Below are 22,840 nucleotides of genomic sequence, written 5' to 3'. Positions count from 1 at the left end.
TCCTAACTCCTAGCTAACGCGCATATTTATAAAGATACGCTTAGGGGTTCTATATATTATTGAAGTTCGCTATGATGGAAGAATTTGGAAAACATTGAATTAATTTATGTGGGAATTGTTCAGCTACGGAGTTATACATCTGTGGTTAGAAATGGCAGGGATACAAACTATTGGGCAGAACACTATAGCTAGACTCAAATGGCAGGCAGGTCTACCTCAATTAATTTCTCCTCAAAATTCAGATGAAATATTGACCTTAGAAGTAGATGAATATTTAGAAAGCTTAAAAACAAAAGGATTACTAACTGCTGATTCTCAGGGTATCTGGATACAGTCAGAACTAAGTTCTCTACATAGTCACGAAGGTACAATTCCTATTCCCGGTGCTTCTTTAACTAAAATCGCTACATCTTTAGCTGCACTGGAAACTTGGGGACCTCAACATCAATTTGAAACTTTGATTAGTACCACAGGTCCAATTACTAATGGCATCTTGCGAGGAAATTTAGTCATTAATGGTGGTGGTGACCCTTATTTTGTCTGGGAAGAGGCGATCGCCCTGGGCAACGCTATACAAAAATTGGGTATCAATCAGGTGACGGGTAATTTAGTTATAGTAGGCGATTTTTCGATGAATAATCGCTATGATCCTGTAGTCGCTGGTCAGTTCTTGCGAGAAGGTATAAATTCAGGAACTTGGTCTAGAAATGTCAGAAGTATCTACAACCGAATGCCACTAGGAACACCGATGCCGAAAGTAGCGATCGCTGGTTCTGTTATATCCCAAAAATCTGTATCTCAGAAAATTCCTATTATTAGACACAAATCATTACCGCTGGTGTATATTCTCAAAACAATGAATGTGGAAAGTAAGAATAATTTAGCTGAGAGGTTAGCGGAAAATTTGGGAGGAGCAAAAGTTGTGCAACGAAAAGCTGCTTGGAGTGCTGGAGTGCCGGAGGCAGAAATACAGTTAATTAATGGTTCTGGATTGGGAGTAGAAAATCTGATTTCTCCAAGAGCAGTAACTGCAATGTTGGTAGCTATTCAACGGTGTCTGCAAAATTCTGAGTGGGTTATTGCCGATCTGTTTCCGGTATCTGGGTACGACACGGGAACTTTAACCGATCAGTCACGGAATATTCCCCAGGGAGCGGCGGTAAAGACTGGTACTTTGAATGATGTTATTGCTTTAGCGGGAGTTTTTCCCACGCGGGAACAGGGTTTGGTTTGGTTTACGATGGTTAACCGGAGTCCTTATTGGGAGGAAACACGAGCAGAGCAGGATAAATTTTTACAGGAATTAGTTAAGAGGTGGGGAGCAACAACGCCACCTGGAGGTATTGTTCCTAAGATAAATGGCGATCGCTTGGGTTTGGGAGATAGTAGAAGAAATATTATGCTTTCAGGAAATTAGTTTGAGGAAAGTTTTGAGTGAAAATAGCGAACAGATACAGATGATAATTAGTTTAACGTATCTGCTGATGTACAACTTTCTAGGAGATAATCAGCATTTCTGGCTATTTAGCAGAAATTCTGGTTCTTAACAGTCCCTAAATTTCCTCGTTTAGAAAAAGTTGCACACAGCGTTGCATTAGTCCTAGAAGCAACCAAGGCATATGCAATAACATTTGCAGGATAATTACGCATATTAGCAGTAGTTAGGGATTGCTGATTAAATCTTAAAGCATTGACAGATAAAAGTTTTAGCCTTTTTAGGTCGGGAAAACGTACCTAGTACCGCTACGCGGAAGTCAGAATTCAGAATTCAACCCACCCCTGCCCCTCCCAGGAGGGGAAGTCAAAAGTTTTGATTGGTAAGGCTTTGAGTATTTTGTCACTGGTCACTTACAGCGGCTTCCGAAGTTATGAGGTACACCAAGAAGCGGGCAAGATGCCCGCACTGCAATATTTTCACTATTCACCTTGTACCTTATTTGCCCGAAATCTGCTGTATTTCTGTCATCCTGCACTATTTTTTAGCTCTTTATGCTCAAAAAGTTAGGATTTTGGGCAAGAGTTGAGCCAAAAAATTACTCCCCTACTCCCCTACTCCCCTACTCCTTAAAAAAGACTTTTTCAGTAAACCGTAGTTAAACTCTATCAAATAGCTTGTTTATCCTATAAAAGCAGCTGAACTAGCAGGAATGTCATGGGGATAATTTCTACTTAACTTAGGAAAATATCAAGTCTTTCGCTTGACTCAAGAATTGCAGGAATTGGAAGTAGAAAGTTTCGGCAGCCATCAGTAATACATCACTTAACCCAAGCTTGCTCCCAACCTCCGCCACCTACTTCTAAACCACATAGATCGCTACGCGCCTCCAAAATTAACTTTGAATAACCATCCCTAACTTCTCTTAACTTCAAAGTTAAATTACCCCGCATGGTATCCCGACACAAAAATATTAATCCCTGTTCTGATGGTGCCCGTAGAGGTGTACCAGAATGATTTGTAGTTGCAGTCAACTCTACCTCAAATAAATCATTTTTTGCCTGCATTTTCCATTCTCCCCAAGGCTGAATTTGCCAATATACTTCAGAGTTCCACGGTACAAACTCATAAAATTTCCCTTGGTAATGAATACCCACCATTGCCACTTCTTCCATCCACCACAATACTCCTCGCTTACCACCGCCAGCAGTTAAAGCTAAATCTGGTTCATCATAAAAACTGTTGCAGTTCAACCAAAACCATTTTTTGGGGAAGGCTCCACCCCAATTTTTCTCACTGTAGGCTGGTGCATTGGTAAATTCATAGGTATTTCCATTCCATTCTATCCAACCACTAGCAAAACCATGAGCCATTAATATTTGCCATCCAGGCTCAAAAATTGGTAAAAACGAGAGCCAACCTGCTGTTGATTGTTGTATTGCATCTGGGTTTCCCCAACCATATATAGGTTGTGTTTCATATTGCCAACGGCAATAATTATTTGTTCCTGGGTCAAAAAGAATTCCTTGATGCCAAGTTGCTGTAGCTTGATACCCTTGTTTGATTTGAGTATCAAATACTTGTGGCTCTAGATAGCCAACAGGACCTTGTAAAGTTGTTTGTCCCCAATGACCTAATTCTAGAACCTCTGGAGTTGCCCAAAATTTTTTGACATCTGGAAAAGTACGACAGAGATATTCGTCATTTGGGCCAAGAATTTGAGCGCCACCACCACTATAAGTTTGATCGCCAATAGGATCTTCTATAGAATACATGAAAGCAAAGGTTTGTTTTTCTTCTGGTAGGGTGACTCGATAATACCAGCCTTCAAAGAAACGGCGATCACTACCATCCCAGTGATAGCCACTATGAGGTGTTTGTTTTGGGTATCCTCTCACAATTCTTTAAGTAATTTTGTTTAAATGAGCTAAATTCTTGTAAGCAAAGGGTACGCTCACATTATTTTGATAATATTGTGCGATCGCACCCAATATTTAATATTTTATCCTAATATAAGACTTGATTAACGAGACATACCTACTTCTTCTGAGGAACGATTTAGCATAGATTCTTGTAGATGTTCTTCATTTTGCCGTTTTTGAGCAATTAGTTCTGTGGCTTTTTCTTCCTCTGTATGATTTGCTGTCTGTTCGACTTCTTCTCAGGCTCGGTTTTGCATAGATTATTGTAGATTTTCTTCGTGGAGTCTATTTTTTACCATTAGTTCCCGGGCTTGTTCATCAGTATTCATTTTTGTTTTCTCGAGATGGTCTTTCTTTTATAACTAATCTGGCACGACCCTTGTTCCTTTGTAATAATAACTACAAAAAAATTAACATCTACTAAAAATGGTTTTTGGTTAATTAGGAGACTACACTTCAACAGGTTCTACATGAGTTAAGGTACTTTAACTACATTATTGAGGAATAATTTCTGTTACTACATTGCTATTACCACCTTCAATAATAACTGTTTCATTTTTTAGTTGTCCCACTGCCCTTGGGCCTCTAACATTAAATGGTGGATCGACTTGACGATAAAATACATTACCTTCTGCTTCAAAAGTTTGATTTTTCAAATACCAAGTTAGGCGATCGCTATTTAATTGAGCTTGATTTTCTTGCCCAACACCAATGACATCTCCTGATAAAATAAAGGTATTGTTCTGAAAATTTCCTTGACCTTTATTTGCTTGTAAAACTACTTTTTCTCCTTGTTCTAATACTGTTATAGGTCCTGGTGAATCAATTAAATCTTGTGGCATATTCCAAATCATCAAATCACTACTTATTTGTAATTTTGGATTAGTTCGGAGCAGTTGTACATTTTTCTTTAGAGTAGCTATTTGACTTTCTAAATTAAATTCTGATTCGTCACCATAAGCTATGCCAATAACTTTGTTATCTTTTAATTCTTCTATTTTGATTGGTTGATTAGCAATCAATTTTTTTTTATCTATCTCCCAAAATAATTGGTCTGTTTGTATTTTCATTACAGGTTCTTGGAACATAGCTACTACTTGACCATAAAATTCTATTCTTTTTTCTAGGCTAATAACTTTTGCCGTTTGAGCTGATGCTTGTATCTGTTCGTTACTACCTGTTATATTGTTGCGAACAATAATGATTCCTGGTTCAGTTAACCATTCTAATTGTTGTCCTCTGATAACTATTTTATTTTGAATATCATATACTTCTATTTCTTCTATCAGTAAAATTTTGTTTCCATCTTGATATACTTCTCCTTGCAATGCAGTAATTTTATAGGCTAATTTTCCATCTCGAAACAATTCACCTTCAGGTTTAGTTACCCTCACTAATTCTTTATCTTGTACATAGGAAGCTTGTTTAGATTTTACCCTCCACAACATTTCACCTGCTTCCGATGCTTCTTCAAGAGTAACGTCATTTAAGGTTAAATCACTTTCTGGTGTTTGATTAGGGATAGTTTGTTCTGAGATATTTTCTTGAGTTTGATTTTGTTGATTACAAGCCGTTATTCCTAGAAGTAAAGTTACTAAGATTAATAAAGGGATTGATATTTTTTTTGAATGGGGAAAAGAATTATTTTGTGTTGTCATAAAAAGTCTATTATATTCAGATTATGTTTATCCATATAATTATTACATAAGTCTACAATACACAGGAGAAAATAAACAGTATATAAGGGCATTAATAAAAGGAATAAAAAGATTTAATTTTGAATTTTCAAGAAGTATGAAGATAATTTTCACAAACAAAATATGTAATAATTCGGCAATAAATAAAATTGATATAGCGTTTCCCAAGCTAATGAGGTACAGTTGTTTTTCTTCTTTATTATTCCTAAGGAACCAGAATTACTACTCCCTACTCCCTCTTCCGTGTTCCCTAAAACCAAGGAACTTTACCTCACCAGTATGGGAATTGCTATATTATACTAAACCTGGGTATAAAAGCAGGCTTTTCCCATCCCCAAATCCTTTACTTAGCAACGGCTTTAATTTTAAAAAATACCCTCTCAACTAAGGCTCATTTGATATTATCTATAGCAATCAGGAATCAGATGTAAGAATTCAGATATTTCTTAAAAGAACAGAATATAGCAGTTATCTTATTCATATCTATTCGTTTTTTTATTCTTCTCTGTTCCCTATTACCTTTTCCCTGCTCCCTAAAAGTCTCCAATATCTCACAACTCAAAACATATTGCTATATATTCATAAATTCTATATCTGCAAAAAGACTCAAGGAAAGTTTTTCATCATAAGCACAAATTTTTCCAGCTTTCACTTGAATAATGCTTAGTTTTTTCAACTTTCCTTGTAGTTAAATAATATTTAATTTTTGCTCTAATTTACTTTTCAAACCTAGACAGAAAAATGCTTCAGGTATTAATCTACTAAACTCAACAAAAATTCACACCACTTTGAAATTAATTATTGTTCTAAAATTTGACAAATTTTCTAAGTTACATTAGACCAAATATTATCCTTAATCATGTTCATCCATCAACCCTATAGCTGATAAAGGACGATAGGTATAGCTAGGAGATTTTGAAGTTTTTTGAATGTCTTCTTTAATCTGTTCCAGGTCTATATAACGATCAGAAACATTAATTAAACTATCGCTAGTCATAGCTCTAAGACTAACCACTTCAACCCTAACACCTCTATAACTAACAGCATCTACAGCATAAGCTAAATCTCCATCTCCACTAACTAATACAGCAGTGTCATAAGAACCTACTAAAGCCATCATATCAACAGCTATTTCTACATCAAGATTAGCTTTTTTAGAACCATCTGGTAATTGTACCAAGTCTTTAGAAATGACCCGATAACCATTACGACGCATCCATAACAAAAACCCTTGCTGTTTTTCATTAGTACGATCTACTCCAGTGTAGAAAAAGGAACGTAGAAGACGAGAACCTCCTGTAAGACGTGAAAGAAGTTTCGTATAATCTATCTCAATTCCTAACTGCAAAGCAGCATAAAATAAGTTAGATCCATCAATAAAAATAGCTACTTTGCCACGATTTTCTAGAACTTGTTCTGGTGTAAATATTTCATTACACTCTATTTGTATTTGTTGATGATTCAACATGATTTTTAACCTCAGTTTTTTTATGAAATAAAGAAATTTAATTCTTAATCAGAGATAATTTGTAAGAGAAAAAACAAGCTATGTAATTAAAAAAACAAAAGTACAATTGGCTTTATTAAGCAACAGTTTCTGTCAGTTCTAGTCTTTGAAAAACAGGTTGAGGTTTCCCCAGAATTTGATTTACAGGTAGAGCGCCCCAACTTATTTGTTTGGCAAAAGTTTCTGAACTATAAATTACTGATTTATTGTTAAAATCATTTGAGAAACCTAGTTGCTGATAGATAGCATTGCTAATATTAGGAATAATCGGCGATAAAAGATAGGCTGCTAATCTAACAGACTCCAACACAGAATATAACACTTCTGCTACAGCTTCTAATTGACCCTGTTTATATAAACTCCACGGAGCAGTTTCGTCTATATATTTATTGCAGGTTCTAACTAAAACTAATACTGCTTCACAAACTTTACTAAAAGCTAAAGATGTGTAAGCTTGACTAACTTCTTCGCCCAAACTGATGCCTATTGTTTTGAGTGGATGAGTAACTTCTACTTCCTCACCATTAATATTAGGAATTTGACCATTAAAGTATTTATGAGCCATTTTCAGGGTACGATTTAGTAAATTACCCAAGTCATTTGCTAAGTCAGCATTTAGGACATTGATAAACCGGGTTTCACTAAAATCACCATCAACTCCAAATTCGATTTCTTTGAGAAAATAGTAACGAACTGCATCAGAGCCGTACTTTTGGATTAATTCAAAAGGATCTAAAGTATTACCTAGAGATTTACCCATTTTCTTGCCGTCTTTAGTCAAAAACCCATGTCCAAATACACCGCCAGGCATAGGTAAATCTGCTGACATTAGCATTGCTGGCCAATAAACAGCATGAAAACGTAATATATCTTTCCCAATTAGGTGTAGATTAATCGGCCACCATTTTGATAAAGCATTCTCTAGGGTGGGTTCACTATCAGGATCTAAAAGGGCCGTAACATAACCTAAGAGAGCATCAAACCAAACATATATGGTATGGTTGGGATCGATAGGTAGTTGAAAGCCCCAATCCACATTAACTCTAGAGATTGAAAAGTCTTGTAATCCTTGATTGACAAAGCTTAAGACTTCATTCCGACGGCTTTCGGGTTGAATAAATTCTGGCCTTTCTTGGTAGAAAGCTTGTAGTTGTTCCTGATACCTAGAGAGACGAAAGAAGTAGTTTTGCTCATCGCGCCATTCTACTTTTTGGTTAGTGTGAATAGCACAATATTTATCTTCTAGAAGTTCGCGCTCTTCTTTAAATTCTTCACAAGATACGCAATACCATCCTTGTTGCTGACTTAAGTAGATATCACCTCGATCCCAAACTCTTCGAAAAAATTCTTTGACAATTTTTTCGTGGTTAGATGCAGTAGTACGACTAAAACGGTCATACTGAATATTTAGTTGTTGCCAAAGAGATTCAAATCCTGTAACTACTGAGTCACAGTGTTCTTTAGGAGACCTTCCTTTGTTCTGAGCTGTTCTTTGAATTTTCTGGCCATGCTCATCTGTACCAGTAATCATAAGTACTGATTTACCTTGTAGCCTTTGAAAACGAGCTACCGTATCGGCGGCAATAGTGGTATAAGCACTACCTATATGTGGTAAATCGTTAACGTAGTAAAGGGGGGTTGTAATTGCAAAGGTATTTGTATTTGTATATATGTTTTTCATGGAAAATCAGAATTAAATACTTTTGATTTGAACTGGCAAAGGTGATAATCATTTTCTAGTAGTATCGACCTATTTTATTTGCTACTTAGCTTAACTACTTGTTTGCTGACCTAAATTAACTTGATTATAATTAGCTAATCGAGGCAATAATATCCCCTACCCTAACAGTAATGCTCTTGTATTGTTCTTCTAGAATTTCTCAAAGAAATTTTAACTATTGGTATTTTGGTGTTATGATTCTTACAGAATATCTATTTATCCAAATTCTAGAATTGATTCTCTAGTTAGAGGCAAAATGGGGATCTAAGCAAATAACACATCCTTAATTTCCCGTTTGTTCTTAGCTACTATTGGCAGTAGAACTTTTATTTAACCGAATTCCTTCAACATTAGGCATGCTTCTTGTAACTAACCATGGTAGTTTTATGGACCCTTCGTTAATTGCAGTGTCCTTTAATCGTCAAATCCTATTTGCCTGCCATCACTATATGAGCCAAGTACCTTTGGTATGGGAAGTAGCGACTGGTTTAGGAGGTTTTCCTTTAGATTATCCTACTCATAGAAAAAAGCATTTTTTCTAACAGGTAATAAAATTATTAGAAGCTCACGAAATAGTTGGAGTATTGCCATGAAGGTGCTCCACCTATGGTGAAATTTACCGAAAAATCAAGGTATAAAGCCTCTCCATTGATGAAAAAAAAGAAAAAATTTTTTTTTAGCCCAATACTCTTCTTTATAAGAAGAGGTAATAATTAATTATTAATTATTAATTGTTGAACCATCCTAATTTTGTTGGTGATTTTCAAAGAAGATTTGCCCATTTGGCTCTACGAGCGCCAGTATCAAATCTGGCAATATGACCAGTAATGAGCGCTTCATATGATGAGCAGTTAATTTCTTCCAGAATACCCTTGAAATTATTAAGTTTTTTTGATCCTTCAGAACCTTCAGAACCTTTGTTTAATCAATCTGAATGACATCCTGGAATAGTTGATCAATCCTCAGATATCATGTTTATGTCCATTGTAGGTTATAGCTTTACACTGTCAACAGTATCAAGGAAAATCTGCTAAACATTTATTTAATGATATGACTAATTATGTTAGCCAAGAAATTACTAGTTTACTGGCAGAAGTCTGTGTTTAATCCTTGAATATTCGTTGATTTTAGTTGATGACTTATATTTTTATTCTAAGAAAATAACACAAAAAATTACTCTTACTCCTGTACAAATTTAATAATTAAATAACTTAATTGTTTAGGTAGTCATTTTAAGTGAAAAATAACTAATCATTAAGTAATAATTAGGTAAATCACAAAAAAATAAAAATCTCATCAAAGTATAAGCTAAATCAGAAGTTACTTAGATATCTCAACTATTAGTTATTAATTTATCAATCATTACTAATTTATATCTGTATTCAATCATGCAAGTAGAAAGTAGTAAAATTAGTTTTTTAAGGCCAACTGCCTCTCAACCAAAATTACCTCTATTTATTTTCCTACCTGCTATGGACGGTACAGGTAAATTGTTGCGATCGCAACTTTCCAGATTATCAACTGCTTTTGATATTCGGTGTCTCAGTATCCCACAAAATGATTTATCGAGTTGGGATTGGTTATCCGAGAAAACAATAGACTTGATTAAAATTGAACAGGAAGCAGTACCCAAAAGACCTGTTTATTTATGTGGAGAATCTTTTGGTGGATGTTTAGCTCTCAAAATTGCCCTAACTTTTCCTGATTTATTGGACAAACTTATTTTAGTCAATTCAGCTACTTCATTTAGTCAAGAACCTATAGTAAAATACGGCTCATATCTCACCCAATATCTACCAAGCTATCTATATCAATTATCTGTAACAGCAACTTTACCGTTTTTAGGAGCCTTAGGTCGAATACAACGAAAGGAACGTCAAGCACTACTGGAGGCTATGCAGTCAGTTTCTCAACAGACTTCCATTTGGCGGTTCGAGTTAATGCGCTCATTTAAGATAGACAAAAATCAACTAAAAAATTTCCCAAAGTCTACATTAATTATTGCTAGTGCTGTAGACCGACTTTTACCATCAGTATCAGAGGCTAAATTTTTAGTCCAGCATTTGCCTGAAGCTCAAATGGTTGTCCTTCCTAACAGTGGCCACGCCTGCCTGCTAGAAGCAGACGTAGACCTTTATGAAATTATTCGAGGCCAGTGGGGGAATAATTTAGTGGAATTAAGAACAAATAGAGTCTCTACTACCTTAAGTATTTAGTTTAAACTAAGCCACTTTTGAGCATTCAAGCGTTGAACCACACCAGATACCAATAATTTCAGAGTAATTTTACGCTCATCAATTAAAAAAGGTTCCAGGGTAGCAGGTTTAGTTCCATTATCAGCACAGGAGAAAGCTCTAGGGCCTTTAATATCCTTTTTGGGGAAATATACATTGAACTGACGCTGGCCTTTTTGGAATTTACCCACCACTTGCCAACATTCCTCAGATGAACCAAAGTCAATCATAGGTAGTTTTTGCTTCACTAGATTTAGATCAAGATCCTCAATACCTTCTTTAGTTAGAGCTTGCTGTAAAGCTGGGAAATAATCTTGCTGCACAAACTCAGCAAAAGGCTTATCTTCGACAGCAGGGGGCTTTTCTGGTTTGACCTTACCTCCAGCAGGCTTAGTTTCGGTTTTTTTAGCTTCTTGTTCTTCTGCCATAAATGCTTCCTTGGTTAAATTTCTGCATAAGCTCGTTCTATTAAACGACGAGCCAGGGTTTGAACTCCTGTATGTTCATAATAATTGGTACTCACATCTAGGAATGCAGCCAAATAGTCCAATTTATCATCGCTAAATTCTACGAAACTTTGCAAGCTATTGGCCACATTTTCTGGTGTAATGCCCCGATCACTGACAAAATCTCCCATCCAACCAGAAACAGAACCAAAAGCTTCTCCAATAAAGCCCAACTTACTATCTTTATCATCGCCAGGAATGGCATCTTCCATTTCCCGGAAACCTTGATTTTCTTCTAAGTCTGAGGGCGAAAGTCCATCTATCCAGTCAGCAGCAGCACCTAGAAAATCTGGCCCTAAAGGAATTAAACCATCAAAACAGACTAAGGCTGCTAACCGCATCAAAGATTCTCCACTATAATCTCCTAGAGCACCGACAAAATCACCAATACTATCTCCGGGAATGCCATTGATGGAACAGAAACCTAATAATTCTGCAACTACTTTCAGAGATAGATCGATAGTTTGAGCTTTTCCTGGTTTAGGAGTAAGGCTAGTTAACAAACCTCCGACAAGAGGAATTTTATCACCTACCATATTAGCTAAGGAAGCTGCACCTAAAGCACGGCCAGCTCCACTAACAGTTTGGTATAGCCACAAAGCACGTTGATATCCTTGAGCTTTGTCATTGAAAAGAATTACAGCTCGATCGCCTATTTGTTGAATTAGGTCTTCGTCGTCTTCCCCTGTTACAGTGCGGATGGTATTTTCAAATCCTACTAAGTTATCCCACTCTCCAGGAACAACAAAGTCTAAGGCGCGTAAGGATTTAATTGTAAGATTGTCAGAGGGCAGTTCATCGACTAATTCAAAGATTGGTTTGCTCATTTGAGGCTCCTTAATTTCAGTTATCAGTTATCAGTTAGCCTCCTCGGGCTGAACTGTGTTAACAGTACCTATGGCTAAAACCAGAGGCAAGAAAATCTGAATTTTCCTTTTTATCTCCCTTTATTTGGGAGGCTATTGACCTTATTTCTTGTTCAAAAGTTTAAAGTGATATATAGGAAGACACTTTTTTCAGTATTGGGGCAGAATTTTTTTATTTGAGACTAGATAGACCACTCAGATTAAATTTCTTTAGCCATGCTTCGCGATCGCTGGGTGTAAATGAGGGGTCTTTTGATTGAGCTTTTACCTGAAAACGATTATCTACTAATACAGCAGTGGTTGTTTTACCTTGTTCTACTGCTGGATATCCTCCGATTTTTTTGCTGCTATTTTGGAATTTGTTGGCAGCAGTGGGGGAAGCAGAGATGTCGTTGATAGACATAACTGCTACTTCTTTTCCATCTTTTTTAAGACTTGCTTGAGCAAAACCTTTTTTCTCTTGAGCATAGTTGAGTTTATAGTCGCCACTTGATGATGGGAAGTATTTGTTTAGACTACCACCAGATACTTGTTTTGCTTGGGAGGGACGTTCTGTTTTGCTTTGTTGTTGGGCTTGGTCGAAGCGACTGGGTTGTTTACCTCCACCACAAGCAGATGTTAGTAGTAATAGGCTAATTAATACTGGAGCTAATATTTTGGGTAATCGATGACCGAATATCATTAGACATCTCTCCTATAAATTTATATTTGAGGTTGTTGTTACAATTTTCTCTTAAAATTGCACAATTTGTGTATATTTAATTTTTTGTAATGGCCGAGGAAACTTTATCAAGCAAAATGAATTGCTATAGCAATCCTATTAAGGAGTCGTAGGGGCGATTCACATAATTAGGAGCATGAAAACGGAAATCGTTCTTACAAGAGTTAGAACTTTCAAGGTTAAGGGCTCAAATTAACGATTATTAAAACTGTCAGGACCAATGCACGGATTGCTATATATATTTTTTTTTCAGGAGTAGGCAAAAGTTCAAGAATTGAGAATTGAGAATTAAGAATTGAGAATTACCTCTCCTTGAAAACGGATAGGATTGACAAACAGGAAAATTTTTATTTATTATCCCCTATCCAAGGGGAGGCTTTAAACCACAATATTTCGGTAAGAGGTAATATTTTGTTAGGAAAAAGGTGCTAAAAATAATTATTTGCATAATTTTCTACTTTATTCAGGTATCTTTTTTAATAGTTAAATTCAAGAATTATTTATTTTATAGAATTCTCTATTATACCTATTATCTAATTCAAATATATTGTTTGCCTGTAACAAAAATAGGGTTTTTCTAAGCAGGTAAACAAAATCAATTACACATTTTGTGAGTAGGAATCACTTAGACTGTATACCTCACATCAAATTAGGCTAGGGAAACAATTTTGTTTGGGTGCTTATATCAAAACTCATTAAATAGATTAAATCAATAAACTATGACAAATAAAATATCTCAAACTGATAAAAGAAGAGAAGTTATTCTAACTCTAGAATCTGCTTATCCAATATCAAATAAAAAAGCAAATTTAGCAGTTATAGGAGGAGGTGCATGGGGTTCAGCTTTAGCAAAATTAGCAGGTCATAATCAACATGAAATATATTTATGGTCTCGTAGCTTAAATGTAAGTTTAGAACAGGTACTAAAGGATGTTGATATAATAGTTTCGGCAATTTCTATGAAAGGAGTTAATGAAACTGCTGAGAAAATTAAAAAGATTGGTTTAGCAGAAAAAGTAATTCTTGTTACTGCTACAAAAGGATTAGATACAGAAACAACTCGTACTCCTTCTCAGATTTGGGAAGCTAATTTTCCTCATAATCCTGTGGTGGTTTTATCCGGTCCTAATTTATCAAAAGAAATTGATGATAAATTACCAGCAGCAACGGTAGTTGCTAGTAAAAATAAGGCAGCAGCAACGGCGGTACAAAATATTTTTGCTTCTGGTTTATTTCGGGTTTATAGTAGTTCCGATCCGATAGGTACGGAGTTAGGTGGAACTTTAAAAAATGTCATTGCTATTGCTAGTGGAGTTTGTGATGGTTTAGAACTTGGTACGAATGCTAAATCAGCTTTATTAACTCGTGCTTTGACAGAAATTATTCGTATTGGTACTCATTTAGGTGGAAAAACTGAAACCTTTTTTGGGTTATCTGGTTTAGGAGATATGTTGGCAACCTGTAGTAGTTCTTTGAGTAGAAATTATCGGGTTGGTTATGGTTTGGCACAGGGAAAAAGTTTGGAGGAAATTTTACAGGAATTACCTGGTACTGCCGAGGGTGTTAATACTACTAATGTTTTGATGAATATTTCTAATCGAGAGGAAATTCCTCTGCCTATTTCTACCCAAGTTTTTTTATTGTTGAATGGTAAGATTACTCCAGAAGAAGCTGTGGAAGCTTTAATGGAAAGAGATTTAAAACAAGAGTTTTAACTTTGCAAGCTTGAGTTTTGTCACTTCTTCTAAGTTAAAAGGCCAAAAATGTTGCGGATTATTCAACAATTGAGAATTGAGAATTGAGAATTGAGAATTACCTCTCCTTGAAAAGAAGAGGATTGACGAACAGGAAAATTGTTATTTATTATCCCCTTAAAAGGAGAGGTTTTAAACCATAATATTTTGGTAATTTGTTTTTAGTTTCAATTTTATGATTAAAAAAATATTTGTGATATTAAGGAGAATAAAAGAGCTAAAATGTCGGAAATCCTAATCCTGTAGTCTAGGAAAATTAGTTTTTTTCCCTGCTGCTGAAATTTTTTCATAACTCATCTAATACCAATTTAATAAATGTTTGTTACAAATAGAAAGGGTATTTTTTAGGAGTCAGGAGTCAGGAGTCGTATGGGAATAGCTTCGATGCTTTTTTTTAGTTCATAAATCATCTTTTTAGTCAAAGGGACATCTCCTGTAAAATCTTTTTATCGTCCTTATTATTCGTAACATTCTTTTTTCAAAATGGTATAAAGCCCGAACATATTGACATCTTCCCCAGCCTAAAAAGCGCGGGGATTCCTACCGAGCCTTAGCTCCTCGGTGGGGTAAATTCAGAACAAAAATTTTTGACATTACCAAGGATTACCAATAATAGTAAAAGCTGCCCAATAATAAGGATGAGATAAATTTGCATCTCTATATACTGCTAACTCCTGTGGCAATTTTACCCGACTATTAGAACCATATAACTCATCTTTTCTCAAATTTACTTTACCTTTTAACATTGCTATTTGTGCTTGTCGAAGTGCCTCAGCTTTGAGTAGAATTTTTTGAAAATGTTGATAAAATTCATTCATTAAAGCCAAAGTTCCCACATCACTAACATACCAAAGACTTGCCAGGGCAGATTTAACTCCAGCTTGCACAGCTAACCCGGCAAAACCTAATTCTGCTTGTTTATCTCCCACTGCAGTTTTACAAGCACTTAATACCAATAATTCTACTTTAGGTTGATGCCATTGTAAATTTCTAATATCGTCTAATTCCAGTTTTTCTTTCTGCCAAAATTGAATATAAGAATTACTTGGTTTGCCTGATCTAAACTCAGCATGAGTAGCTAGATGAATAATTCCAAATTTCCGTTTTTGTCGTTGCTCTTGTAAATTTTCAACTGTAAAATCCTGATTAATAAATGCCTCTCCTTGCCACAATTTTTGTGTGATTTGTTTTAACTCTGTTGGTACAGCAGGTAGAGATTGATGGTCAATAAATTCTGATGCTCCCATCCCTAATACTTGCATATTTTTTCTCTGATTATAATCGGTTTCAATCATATTAAAAGCGGTAATCAGAGCGACACTATACTTTTCTATGAGAAATTTTTCTCCATCATGTAATGCTGATAATGCTAAACTACGTAAACCAGGTCCTAAACAAAAAAGAATAGTATCTACTTGTTGCTTTTCTAATTCTGACTCAATGGGAGTGACTATCCACCGATAAAGTTTTTGAGCTGGTTTGAGATATGATTCTGTGTGACGCATTCTTGGATCTACTATTTCCCCAGTCAATATTTTTACTGTATTTAATACAGTTTTTCGCTCGGCATCAGTAATACTGTATATAACTGGTATTTGATTGGGAGTGATTAACACTAATTGTATTTGTTTTTTGCGAGGCCATACCCAAATTACAGCAGGGTTTTTATCCGTTTGATATTGCCATAGATAAAGTTGTTTAGCAATAGTTTCAGCGGTTAAAGTAAAACTTGAGAGATTTGCACCAAAGTAATTTTCATAAGCTTTTTCCCAAGTTTGCTCGATTCTATTGACAATTTCTTGGACAGCCTGATTTTCTAATAGTTTATCCCACTCTGATTCTTGAATAGCAAATGCTATTTGTTTTGGTAGGATAATATGTAAGGTAATGGTACTTAGGTAAACTAATGTAAATAGGAAAGATAAAATTAGATTTTTTTTCCATCTATTGTTAAACATAATTTAACTTCCTGTTTTTTGCCAAATCTATCAATTATGATTCAGTCGAAAATTTATGGATAGCTTAAAGATAGCAATTTTACTGTTGGTGTCAGAACTTAGCTTTTGTGTTTTCCTGATCTTTAGGATTGAGGATTAAAAAAAATACAGAAATTAAAAAGCAAAGCTTAAATAAGTTAAAATTCAGTCTGTGTAAATTATGTAAGTAATAAAATTCTCATTCCCGATCTTTATTTTCAAGTCTGATTTATTTACCTAGTTTACAGTGAAACTGGATCAGAGAAAATTTATGTTATTACTAATCTCTATACAATAGTCTACACTGTGAAAAATCATAACTTTTATGTATAATTAATCGAAAATCCAAAACAAATATGACAAAAAAATAAGATTGATAGCCTCCCTTTGGATAGGGGATGAAAAAAAATAAACTTCAGTATTTCCAGCCTCCCAATACAGCAGGATGTATTCATAACTAATAACTAATAACTAATAACTGAAATGACACCTCCAGAAATTAACACTCCTCCAGAAGATTCAAATAATAATAATTTAGCACCTATAAGTTTAAAAGAGCCAGAGATTAGGTCTGATAAAGTGGGCGATATTACTTCGCAAGACTTTGGCGATCGCCAAAATTCAGAAGAAAATGATTATCTTGATCAAGTTCCCGATGAAGTAGAGATGTCTATTTTTGACCATCTCGAAGAGTTACGAATGCGGATATTTTATTCTTTAATAGCAGCAGTATTAGCTATTATTAGTTGCTTTGTTGTGGTTAAACCCATTGTCAAATTTTTAGAAATTCCTGCCCAGGGAGTAAAATTTCTCCAACTCGCTCCAGGAGAATACTTTTTTGTCACTATTAAAGTAGCTGCATATAGTGGTCTTCTTTTAGCAAGTCCCTTTATACTTTATCAAGTAGTTAAGTTTGTCCTACCTGGTTTAACTATTAGAGAAAGAAGATTTCTCGGACCAATTTTCTTAGGTTCTACAGTCTTATTTGGATTGGGATTAGTATTTGCTTATTTTGCAATTGTACCAGCAGCTTTGAAATTTTTTATTGGTTATGGTTCGGCAGTAGTAGAACAAGCATGGTCAATTGAAAGATACTTTGAATTTGTATTGTTATTAATGTTTAGTACAGCATTAGCATTTCAAATTCCGATCCTACAATTCTTATTAGGTATTGTGGGAATAGTTACTTCTCAACAAATGCTCTCTGGTTGGAGATATGTATTGTTAGGAGCTGCAGTTTTAGGAGCTGTTTTAACTCCTTCAACTGACCCTTTGACTCAAAGTTTATTGGGCGGAGCAGTAGTTGCTCTTTATCTAGGAGGTAGTTTGGTTGTTAAGTTAATTGGCAAATAAAAAATACTACCTTTACTGAGATATTAGTAGCGGTTGTACTAGCAGTAAAAGTTGATGATTTTTGCTATGATAATTGAAAGTATTTAGGAACAATAATTATCTTATCATTCCTACACTTTCTTGATTCACTACCAACTGTTTTAAATCCTTCAACTGACCCTTTGACTCAAAGTCTATAGCGCTAGGGAATAGGGAATAGGGAATAGGGAATAGTAAACTGTCAAAGGGTTTCTAGAAATGTCTTAACCTTAATAAGTAACGCTATATTAGGTGGAGCAGTAAGTCACTCTTAACTTAGGTGGTAGTTTCGCTATAAAGTTGATTAGGCTATAAAGAATAGACCTCTTGCAAAAGTTTTAATTAAATCAATTCAAGTTTTTTCTCTCAAATGGGAAGTGGGAGATTTTGCTATCTGGAATAACCGAGAAATACTTCATAGTGGAACACTTTGGCATATCTATGAAAATGACCAAAGGTTGATGCACATCTTTTTTCTTGATAGTACAGAAAAATTTACTCCAGCTTCTCAACTCTACTAAAATATAGTTTGCTCAAAAAAGTTTCAAATCAAATTATACAGTATTAACATTTCTCTACTACTTACTCCCATAGTACCAAAAATAAACTGTTTATTTTATATGAAATACAAAAAATTGTGCAAATATGCAAATATAGGAATCTAGCTATATCCCCATCTCCCCATCTCCTTATTTATATGCCAAATAAATTATAAATTCGGTTCCTTACCCAAACCAGAGCTGTTTTTTGAGAGGTTGTTTGATCATGGAGTAATCCTAAATTTTTTAAAGTCTCTAAACGTTGGGATAATTCTTCAGGAATTTTGTCCGCTAGTCTTTGATGTTTTGCCAAAAGATTTTGTAGATTTTCTTGGTCTACTACAAATAATATTGTATCTTCTAGAGCACGAAGACTAGCTGTACGAGTAATCCCTAAAAGTGGTGACATTTCTCCAATAAATTCTCCTGCGTATCTAGTCGTAATATACTTATTTGCCTTTTCTGAAAATACTTCTACCGACCCAGAAAGTATAATATAAAATGAGTCTCCTGGTTCTCCCTCTCTACAAATTATTTCACTTCTAGGAATAATTTTTCTATATCCATTTTCAATCACATCTCGTAGTTCTATACTATTACAATTCTTGAAATAACTAATCTGTCGTAATAAATCTCGTAAATTCGATTCTGAGCTTTTGTATTTAGTCTTTGGTAGATTTTTGACTAGGGAAATTGACTGGCTTATCTGATTTTTTTGAAATGTTGTTAATTCGGCTTTTTGATGCTTTTGAATTAAATCGTTAATATTGCGAATATGTAAATCTCTTTGAGGAAAAGGAACTTGAATATTCCGAGAACGTAATTCTGAGTCAATTGAAAAATTTAAAGAACTTTTGATTGGATCTGTAAGAGAAGGATATTTAATCCAGACTAATAGTTCAAAATTTAAGGCACTATCTCCAAACCCTTTAAACCAAACTTTAGGTGAAGGATTTGATAAGACTTTTTTTTCCTTTCTAGCTGCATCTAAAAGTGCTTCTGTTACTAAGATTGTATCGCTACCATAAGCAACTCCAATAGGAATATGTAGACGACATCTTGGGTCTTTGTGACTCCAATTAATAATATCTTTTTCTACCAGACAATTATTGGGAACAATGACAAAAATACCATCAAGAGTGCGGATTACAGTTGATCGGATTAAAGTTTTTTCTACTATTCCTGATAAGTCATCAACTTCGATAAAATCTCCTACTTTAATTGGTTGGGCAATCAGAATTGTTAAACCACTAATAAAGTTACTAATAATATTTTTAAGTCCGATACCTATACCAATACTTAAAGCACCAGCAATCACAGTAATTGAAGTTAAGTCAATGCCTGTGTTATGTAAAACTATTAAAACCCCAACTATTGTAATTATATAATTAATAATAGTGGCGATCGCTTCTCTTGTACCTTTTTTTACTCCTAGACTAACTAATATCCATTCATTCATCCACTTTTTGATTGTACGGGATAAAAATATTACTACAATGATTGAGAAAATAATTTGAGTAATATTCTTGATGGAGAATGATTGATTCCCTAATTCAAATATCTCTGTTTGAAAGATTTGAACTAAAAAATTAAATATATTTGCTATTTCTATAAATATTCGATTCATAGGTTTCAGCTAATCCTTTTCTAAGTAAGACAAAATAGCCTTTGCTGTTGATAGGTTTGTTGCTAAAGGTACTTGATAAACGTCACATAACATTAAAAATGCTTCTATATTTAGTTGGTTTTTTACTGCTAATATGGGTGTTCTTAAATAGATAACTGCTGATACATTTCCTGACATAATCAGGGAACCAACTGCTGTTTCTGTTCCAATCAACCTTTGATAATCTAGATATTTGCCAATGTTGATGTTGAGATTAATTTCTTTGGATAAAATATGGGCTAATTTCGGGGTAGTTGCTATTGGATGATTTTGCCAAAAATCTTGATATTTAACAATAAAATCTATGATCGGATAGTATTCATTTGCATTGGCAATTATAACTATATAATTATTTTTATTTTTGGTTTTACTTTCTTGCAATTTTTGCCAAGTTGATTTTGTCAAAACACTGATTAATTTAATGGCAATTTTCGGATGAGTATTCTTAATTTTCTCAATATCATCAAAGCTAATTATAGCGACTTCTCCATGACTAACAGCTACCACATTAGCACTTCTTGGTTGTGCCTGAATTAATGCTATTTCTCCTAATAATTCTCCTTTAGTTCGAGTTACTAATACTTCTGAATCTTCGACAACATTGATTTCTCCTTGGAGAATAATTCCTAGATAAGTTCCTATTTCTCCTTTTTTCATTAGCACTTGTCCTGCTAAGAATTGGTGGCGAGATATATAGTTACTGATTGCTTGAATTTCCTCTGTGTAAAATTCATGAAATACTTCTAGTTTCAGTAAAACATTTACTACCTCGTTCATTATATCTATCCTTTTTCTATTGCATATATTGATATCATATCCGGTTTAATAGCGATCGTAAATGGCAATAGATAAAAAGGAACAGGGAATGGGAGGGAAAAATAAGGTTAAGTAGAGTGGAGAGGGGAAAGTTTTTTTAATTATTCGGAGAGAATAGTTAGATATAAATAGTCTGCTTTGAACTAATTATGAAACTTTTTTTGCAACTATAAAATTGTTGTCTAATCCGAATAAATACTTTCAAATATCCCTGATTTATTATTTAGATCTATAGGCAATTAAAGACTGAAAATACTTAACTGATTTATACTATTCAATATTGATTAGGGAAGATTAATAAATGAGTCAAATCACTTATAATAATTTTCAAGATATAGAAATAAGAGTGGGAAAAATTATCACCGTCGAAGAATTTCCTCAAGCTAGAAAACCAGCTTATAAACTTTGGATAGATTTTGGTGAATTGGGAATAAAAAAATCTAGTGCTGGATTAACAAAACTCTATATTCCCCAAGATTTAGTAGGCAAACTAATTTTAGCAGTCACAAATCTGCCTCCACGTCAAGTGGCTAACTTTATGTCTGAAGTTTTAGTTTTAGGAGTAGTGATGGAGCATGGAGAAGTTGCGCTAATACAACCAGATCGAGATGTGCCAATAGGCTTAAGAATTTTGTAGCGTTTTGATTTGACAGAAAAATCAAAATTCTTCTACCATCCATTCTGATGCTCTCTCACCTAAATCTAAAGGAATACTCACTACCTTACCTAACCTAGGTCTTTCCTTTGTCTTCTCAATGTAATTCTTGACAGTTTCTACACCACCAAAACCGTTGATGTAGGTGGCTATGGCCTCTAAATGGGTAGAATATTCTGCTTCTGTCATGGGAAAGGATGCTTGTTCCAAATACTTCCACATCACCTGCACAAATATTTTGCCCTTTGTCCGTCGTAGTTGAATATCATAAGACTTACCCCACTTTGCCAATAATAATTGGTGTAATTCCTCGCCTGTCATTTCAGTTATTAGTTATTAGTTATCAATTATCAGTTAGGCTCCTAGGTCAGAAATTTCCTAGGTCATGCTACGCAAAGGTAACATCATCCCCTAATTCATTAGGAGGCTTAAAATCCGAAATCTCCTACTTTATCCCCTTGAAAGGGGAGGCTTGTTAAATAATTTCTTGGTCATATCTACACCTAAGATTTTCCATTGAGTTTAGTTTCCATCACAGCTTTATTGTGATATGATAATAAAATTTTTATTAAAAACTCAATAATCTATATATTACTTGCCTGCTAAATATTTACATTTCTTAATAATAAGAGTAAATGTTAAAACAATGTAATAATAATCAGGAAACGGCCTTAAGGCAGAATTGTTCTATCTAATAGAAGATTGTCAACTTGTCCGTAGTCGCAGGCTAACAGCAATTATATTTTTGTCTGCACATAATTAACGTAAATTAACAAAGAACACCCAACGTATTCATGGCTCAAGCAGAAGGAACACCAGATGTACCCGATATGGGGCGTCGCCAATTTATGAATCTTCTCACCTTTGGGACTGTAACAGGGGTAGCCCTCGGAGCCCTATATCCAGTCGTTAACTACTTTATTCCTCCATCTAGTGGTGGAGCTGGTGGTGGAGTAACAGCTAAAGATGCCCTTGGTAACGATATTATAGTTAGTGAGTTTTTAGCCAGTCATAACCCTGGAGAACGAACTTTAGCCCAAGGATTCAAAGGAGACCCTACTTATGTAGTGATCGAAGGAGACCAAACCTTAGCTGACTATGGGTTAAATGCAGTATGTACTCATCTAGGGTGTGTTGTACCTTGGAATGGTAGTGAGAATAAATTTATTTGTCCCTGTCATGGCTCTCAGTATGACAGTACAGGCAAAGTAGTGAGGGGGCCAGCACCTTTATCTCTAGCATTAGTTCATACCAATGTTAGTGATGATAAACTGGTCTTTACTCAATGGGAAGAAACAGATTTCCGGACTGGGGAAGATCCTTGGTGGGCTTAAGAAATTTTTGACTGGTAAATAATCAGTCATTGAAGCAGAAAGCTGCTATCCGTTATACCCCTGATGGTTAATGGTGGTATAACGTAAAATTTGTAGAAGTTTTAGATTTTTGAGAGAAGAC

Annotated in this window: 19 protein-coding genes; 8 read left to right on the top strand and 11 right to left on the bottom strand. The window is 34.8% G+C overall.

Features of this window, described 5'->3' with window-relative positions; genetic code table 11:
- Positions 1-106: 106 nt before the first annotated feature.
- Complete coding sequence (locus tag ACP6PL_RS27300) at positions 107-1,417, top strand: D-alanyl-D-alanine carboxypeptidase (protein ID WP_426548485.1); 1,311 nt, start codon at positions 107-109, stop codon at positions 1,415-1,417.
- Between the two features lie 839 nt (positions 1,418-2,256).
- Here the strand turns inward: ACP6PL_RS27300 and ACP6PL_RS27295 are convergent.
- The 4 genes from ACP6PL_RS27295 to metG all read right to left on the bottom strand — a co-directional run bounded on the left by ACP6PL_RS27295 (position 2,257) and on the right by metG (position 8,242).
- A complete protein-coding gene (locus ACP6PL_RS27295; protein ID WP_426548484.1) occupies positions 2,257-3,333 on the bottom strand; it encodes a tocopherol cyclase family protein in 1,077 nt (358 codons plus the stop codon).
- 518 nt (positions 3,334-3,851) lie between these two features.
- Positions 3,852-5,015 carry an LPS export ABC transporter periplasmic protein LptC gene (gene lptC / locus ACP6PL_RS27290; protein WP_426548483.1) on the bottom strand — a complete coding sequence of 388 codons (1,164 nt, stop codon included), beginning with the start codon at positions 5,013-5,015 and terminating at the stop codon, positions 3,852-3,854.
- A gap of 892 nt (positions 5,016-5,907) precedes the next feature.
- Positions 5,908-6,522 (bottom strand): LabA-like NYN domain-containing protein, encoded by a 615-nt coding sequence (locus tag ACP6PL_RS27285; protein WP_293104224.1) that lies wholly within the window; start codon positions 6,520-6,522, stop codon positions 5,908-5,910.
- A gap of 115 nt (positions 6,523-6,637) precedes the next feature.
- A complete protein-coding gene (metG, locus tag ACP6PL_RS27280; RefSeq protein ID WP_426548482.1) occupies positions 6,638-8,242 on the bottom strand; it encodes a methionine--tRNA ligase in 1,605 nt (534 codons plus the stop codon).
- A 425-nt stretch (positions 8,243-8,667) separates the two neighbouring features.
- Between metG and ACP6PL_RS27275 the strand changes: the two genes are divergently transcribed.
- Complete coding sequence (locus ACP6PL_RS27275; RefSeq protein WP_426548481.1) at positions 8,668-8,823, top strand: hypothetical protein; 156 nt, start codon at positions 8,668-8,670, stop codon at positions 8,821-8,823.
- A gap of 846 nt (positions 8,824-9,669) precedes the next feature.
- Positions 9,670-10,497: an alpha/beta fold hydrolase gene (locus ACP6PL_RS27270; protein WP_426548480.1), complete on the top strand. Its 828-nt coding sequence runs from the start codon at positions 9,670-9,672 to the stop codon at positions 10,495-10,497.
- On the opposite strand, the gene ACP6PL_RS27265 is transcribed toward ACP6PL_RS27270, so the two are convergent.
- The 3 genes from ACP6PL_RS27265 to ACP6PL_RS27255 form a co-directional block, all read right to left on the bottom strand.
- The gene (locus ACP6PL_RS27265) at positions 10,494-10,943 is read right to left on the bottom strand and encodes a DUF2996 domain-containing protein (RefSeq protein ID WP_426548479.1); all 450 of its coding nucleotides are present in this window, start codon (positions 10,941-10,943) and stop codon (positions 10,494-10,496) included. The two genes, ACP6PL_RS27270 and ACP6PL_RS27265, sit on opposite strands and share 4 nt — an antisense overlap.
- A gap of 14 nt (positions 10,944-10,957) precedes the next feature.
- Positions 10,958-11,848 (bottom strand): hypothetical protein, encoded by an 891-nt coding sequence (locus tag ACP6PL_RS27260; RefSeq protein ID WP_426548478.1) that lies wholly within the window; start codon positions 11,846-11,848, stop codon positions 10,958-10,960.
- A 211-nt stretch (positions 11,849-12,059) separates the two neighbouring features.
- On the bottom strand, positions 12,060-12,569 hold the full coding sequence (locus ACP6PL_RS27255; RefSeq protein ID WP_426548477.1) for a hypothetical protein: 510 nt from the start codon (positions 12,567-12,569) through the stop codon (positions 12,060-12,062).
- Between the two features lie 758 nt (positions 12,570-13,327).
- Between ACP6PL_RS27255 and ACP6PL_RS27250 the strand changes: the two genes are divergently transcribed.
- Positions 13,328-14,323, top strand: coding sequence for an NAD(P)H-dependent glycerol-3-phosphate dehydrogenase (locus ACP6PL_RS27250; protein WP_426548476.1), 996 nt, complete (start codon positions 13,328-13,330; stop codon positions 14,321-14,323).
- Between the two features lie 632 nt (positions 14,324-14,955).
- On the opposite strand, the gene ACP6PL_RS27245 is transcribed toward ACP6PL_RS27250, so the two are convergent.
- The gene (locus ACP6PL_RS27245) at positions 14,956-16,320 is read right to left on the bottom strand and encodes a CHAT domain-containing protein (protein WP_426548475.1); all 1,365 of its coding nucleotides are present in this window, start codon (positions 16,318-16,320) and stop codon (positions 14,956-14,958) included.
- A 501-nt stretch (positions 16,321-16,821) separates the two neighbouring features.
- On the opposite strand from ACP6PL_RS27245, the gene tatC reads away from it, so the two are divergent.
- Together tatC and ACP6PL_RS27235 are read left to right on the top strand one after the other, a co-directional pair.
- Positions 16,822-17,691: a twin-arginine translocase subunit TatC gene (gene tatC / locus ACP6PL_RS27240; protein ID WP_426548474.1), complete on the top strand. Its 870-nt coding sequence runs from the start codon at positions 16,822-16,824 to the stop codon at positions 17,689-17,691.
- 329 nt (positions 17,692-18,020) lie between these two features.
- Positions 18,021-18,230, top strand: a complete 210-nt coding sequence (locus ACP6PL_RS27235; RefSeq protein WP_426548486.1) for a TauD/TfdA family dioxygenase — start codon at positions 18,021-18,023, stop codon at positions 18,228-18,230.
- 172 nt (positions 18,231-18,402) lie between these two features.
- Here ACP6PL_RS27235 and ACP6PL_RS27230 read toward each other — a convergent pair whose 3' ends face one another.
- Both ACP6PL_RS27230 and ACP6PL_RS27225 read right to left on the bottom strand, forming a co-directional pair.
- Positions 18,403-19,875 (bottom strand): mechanosensitive ion channel domain-containing protein, encoded by a 1,473-nt coding sequence (locus ACP6PL_RS27230; RefSeq protein ID WP_426548473.1) that lies wholly within the window; start codon positions 19,873-19,875, stop codon positions 18,403-18,405.
- Between the two features lie 9 nt (positions 19,876-19,884).
- Positions 19,885-20,691 carry a cyclic nucleotide-binding domain-containing protein gene (locus ACP6PL_RS27225; protein ID WP_426548472.1) on the bottom strand — a complete coding sequence of 269 codons (807 nt, stop codon included), beginning with the start codon at positions 20,689-20,691 and terminating at the stop codon, positions 19,885-19,887.
- A 340-nt stretch (positions 20,692-21,031) separates the two neighbouring features.
- Here ACP6PL_RS27225 and ACP6PL_RS27220 point away from each other — a divergent pair, with 340 nt between their 5' ends.
- Positions 21,032-21,367 (top strand): tRNA-binding protein, encoded by a 336-nt coding sequence (locus ACP6PL_RS27220; protein WP_426548471.1) that lies wholly within the window; start codon positions 21,032-21,034, stop codon positions 21,365-21,367.
- 21 nt (positions 21,368-21,388) lie between these two features.
- On the opposite strand, the gene ACP6PL_RS27215 is transcribed toward ACP6PL_RS27220, so the two are convergent.
- On the bottom strand, positions 21,389-21,706 hold the full coding sequence (locus ACP6PL_RS27215) for a DUF3067 family protein (RefSeq protein WP_426548470.1): 318 nt from the start codon (positions 21,704-21,706) through the stop codon (positions 21,389-21,391).
- Between the two features lie 473 nt (positions 21,707-22,179).
- On the opposite strand from ACP6PL_RS27215, the gene petC reads away from it, so the two are divergent.
- On the top strand, positions 22,180-22,719 hold the full coding sequence (petC, locus tag ACP6PL_RS27210) for a cytochrome b6-f complex iron-sulfur subunit (protein WP_426548469.1): 540 nt from the start codon (positions 22,180-22,182) through the stop codon (positions 22,717-22,719).
- The last annotated feature ends 121 nt before the right edge of the window (positions 22,720-22,840 follow it).

It is taken from the genome of Dapis purpurea BLCC-M126 (assembly GCF_050015975.1).
In the GTDB taxonomy this organism is placed as follows: domain Bacteria; phylum Cyanobacteriota; class Cyanobacteriia; order Cyanobacteriales; family Microcoleaceae; genus Trichodesmium.
Note: the sequence above shows the minus strand (reverse complement) of the source record. Positions and strands in the feature narration are given on the sequence as shown.

Bases quoted from the DNA above. Each gene is read 5' to 3' on its own strand.
- ACP6PL_RS27300 (WP_426548485.1), top strand. From the start codon at position 107: ATGTGGGAATTGTTCAGCTACGGAGTTATACATCTGTGGTTAGAAATG.
- lptC (WP_426548483.1), bottom strand. From the start codon at position 5,015: ATGACAACACAAAATAATTCTTTTCCCCATTCAAAAAAAATATCAATC.
- ACP6PL_RS27285 (WP_293104224.1), bottom strand. From the start codon at position 6,522: ATGTTGAATCATCAACAAATACAAATAGAGTGTAATGAAATATTTACA.
- metG (WP_426548482.1), bottom strand. From the start codon at position 8,242: ATGAAAAACATATATACAAATACAAATACCTTTGCAATTACAACCCCC.
- ACP6PL_RS27275 (WP_426548481.1), top strand. From the start codon at position 8,668: ATGGACCCTTCGTTAATTGCAGTGTCCTTTAATCGTCAAATCCTATTT.
- ACP6PL_RS27270 (WP_426548480.1), top strand. From the start codon at position 9,670: ATGCAAGTAGAAAGTAGTAAAATTAGTTTTTTAAGGCCAACTGCCTCT.
- ACP6PL_RS27265 (WP_426548479.1), bottom strand. From the start codon at position 10,943: ATGGCAGAAGAACAAGAAGCTAAAAAAACCGAAACTAAGCCTGCTGGA.
- ACP6PL_RS27260 (WP_426548478.1), bottom strand. From the start codon at position 11,848: ATGAGCAAACCAATCTTTGAATTAGTCGATGAACTGCCCTCTGACAAT.
- ACP6PL_RS27255 (WP_426548477.1), bottom strand. From the start codon at position 12,569: ATGATATTCGGTCATCGATTACCCAAAATATTAGCTCCAGTATTAATT.
- ACP6PL_RS27250 (WP_426548476.1), top strand. From the start codon at position 13,328: ATGACAAATAAAATATCTCAAACTGATAAAAGAAGAGAAGTTATTCTA.
- ACP6PL_RS27245 (WP_426548475.1), bottom strand. From the start codon at position 16,320: ATGTTTAACAATAGATGGAAAAAAAATCTAATTTTATCTTTCCTATTT.
- tatC (WP_426548474.1), top strand. From the start codon at position 16,822: ATGACACCTCCAGAAATTAACACTCCTCCAGAAGATTCAAATAATAAT.
- ACP6PL_RS27230 (WP_426548473.1), bottom strand. From the start codon at position 19,875: ATGAATCGAATATTTATAGAAATAGCAAATATATTTAATTTTTTAGTT.
- ACP6PL_RS27225 (WP_426548472.1), bottom strand. From the start codon at position 20,691: ATGAACGAGGTAGTAAATGTTTTACTGAAACTAGAAGTATTTCATGAA.
- ACP6PL_RS27220 (WP_426548471.1), top strand. From the start codon at position 21,032: ATGAGTCAAATCACTTATAATAATTTTCAAGATATAGAAATAAGAGTG.
- ACP6PL_RS27215 (WP_426548470.1), bottom strand. From the start codon at position 21,706: ATGACAGGCGAGGAATTACACCAATTATTATTGGCAAAGTGGGGTAAG.
- petC (WP_426548469.1), top strand. From the start codon at position 22,180: ATGGCTCAAGCAGAAGGAACACCAGATGTACCCGATATGGGGCGTCGC.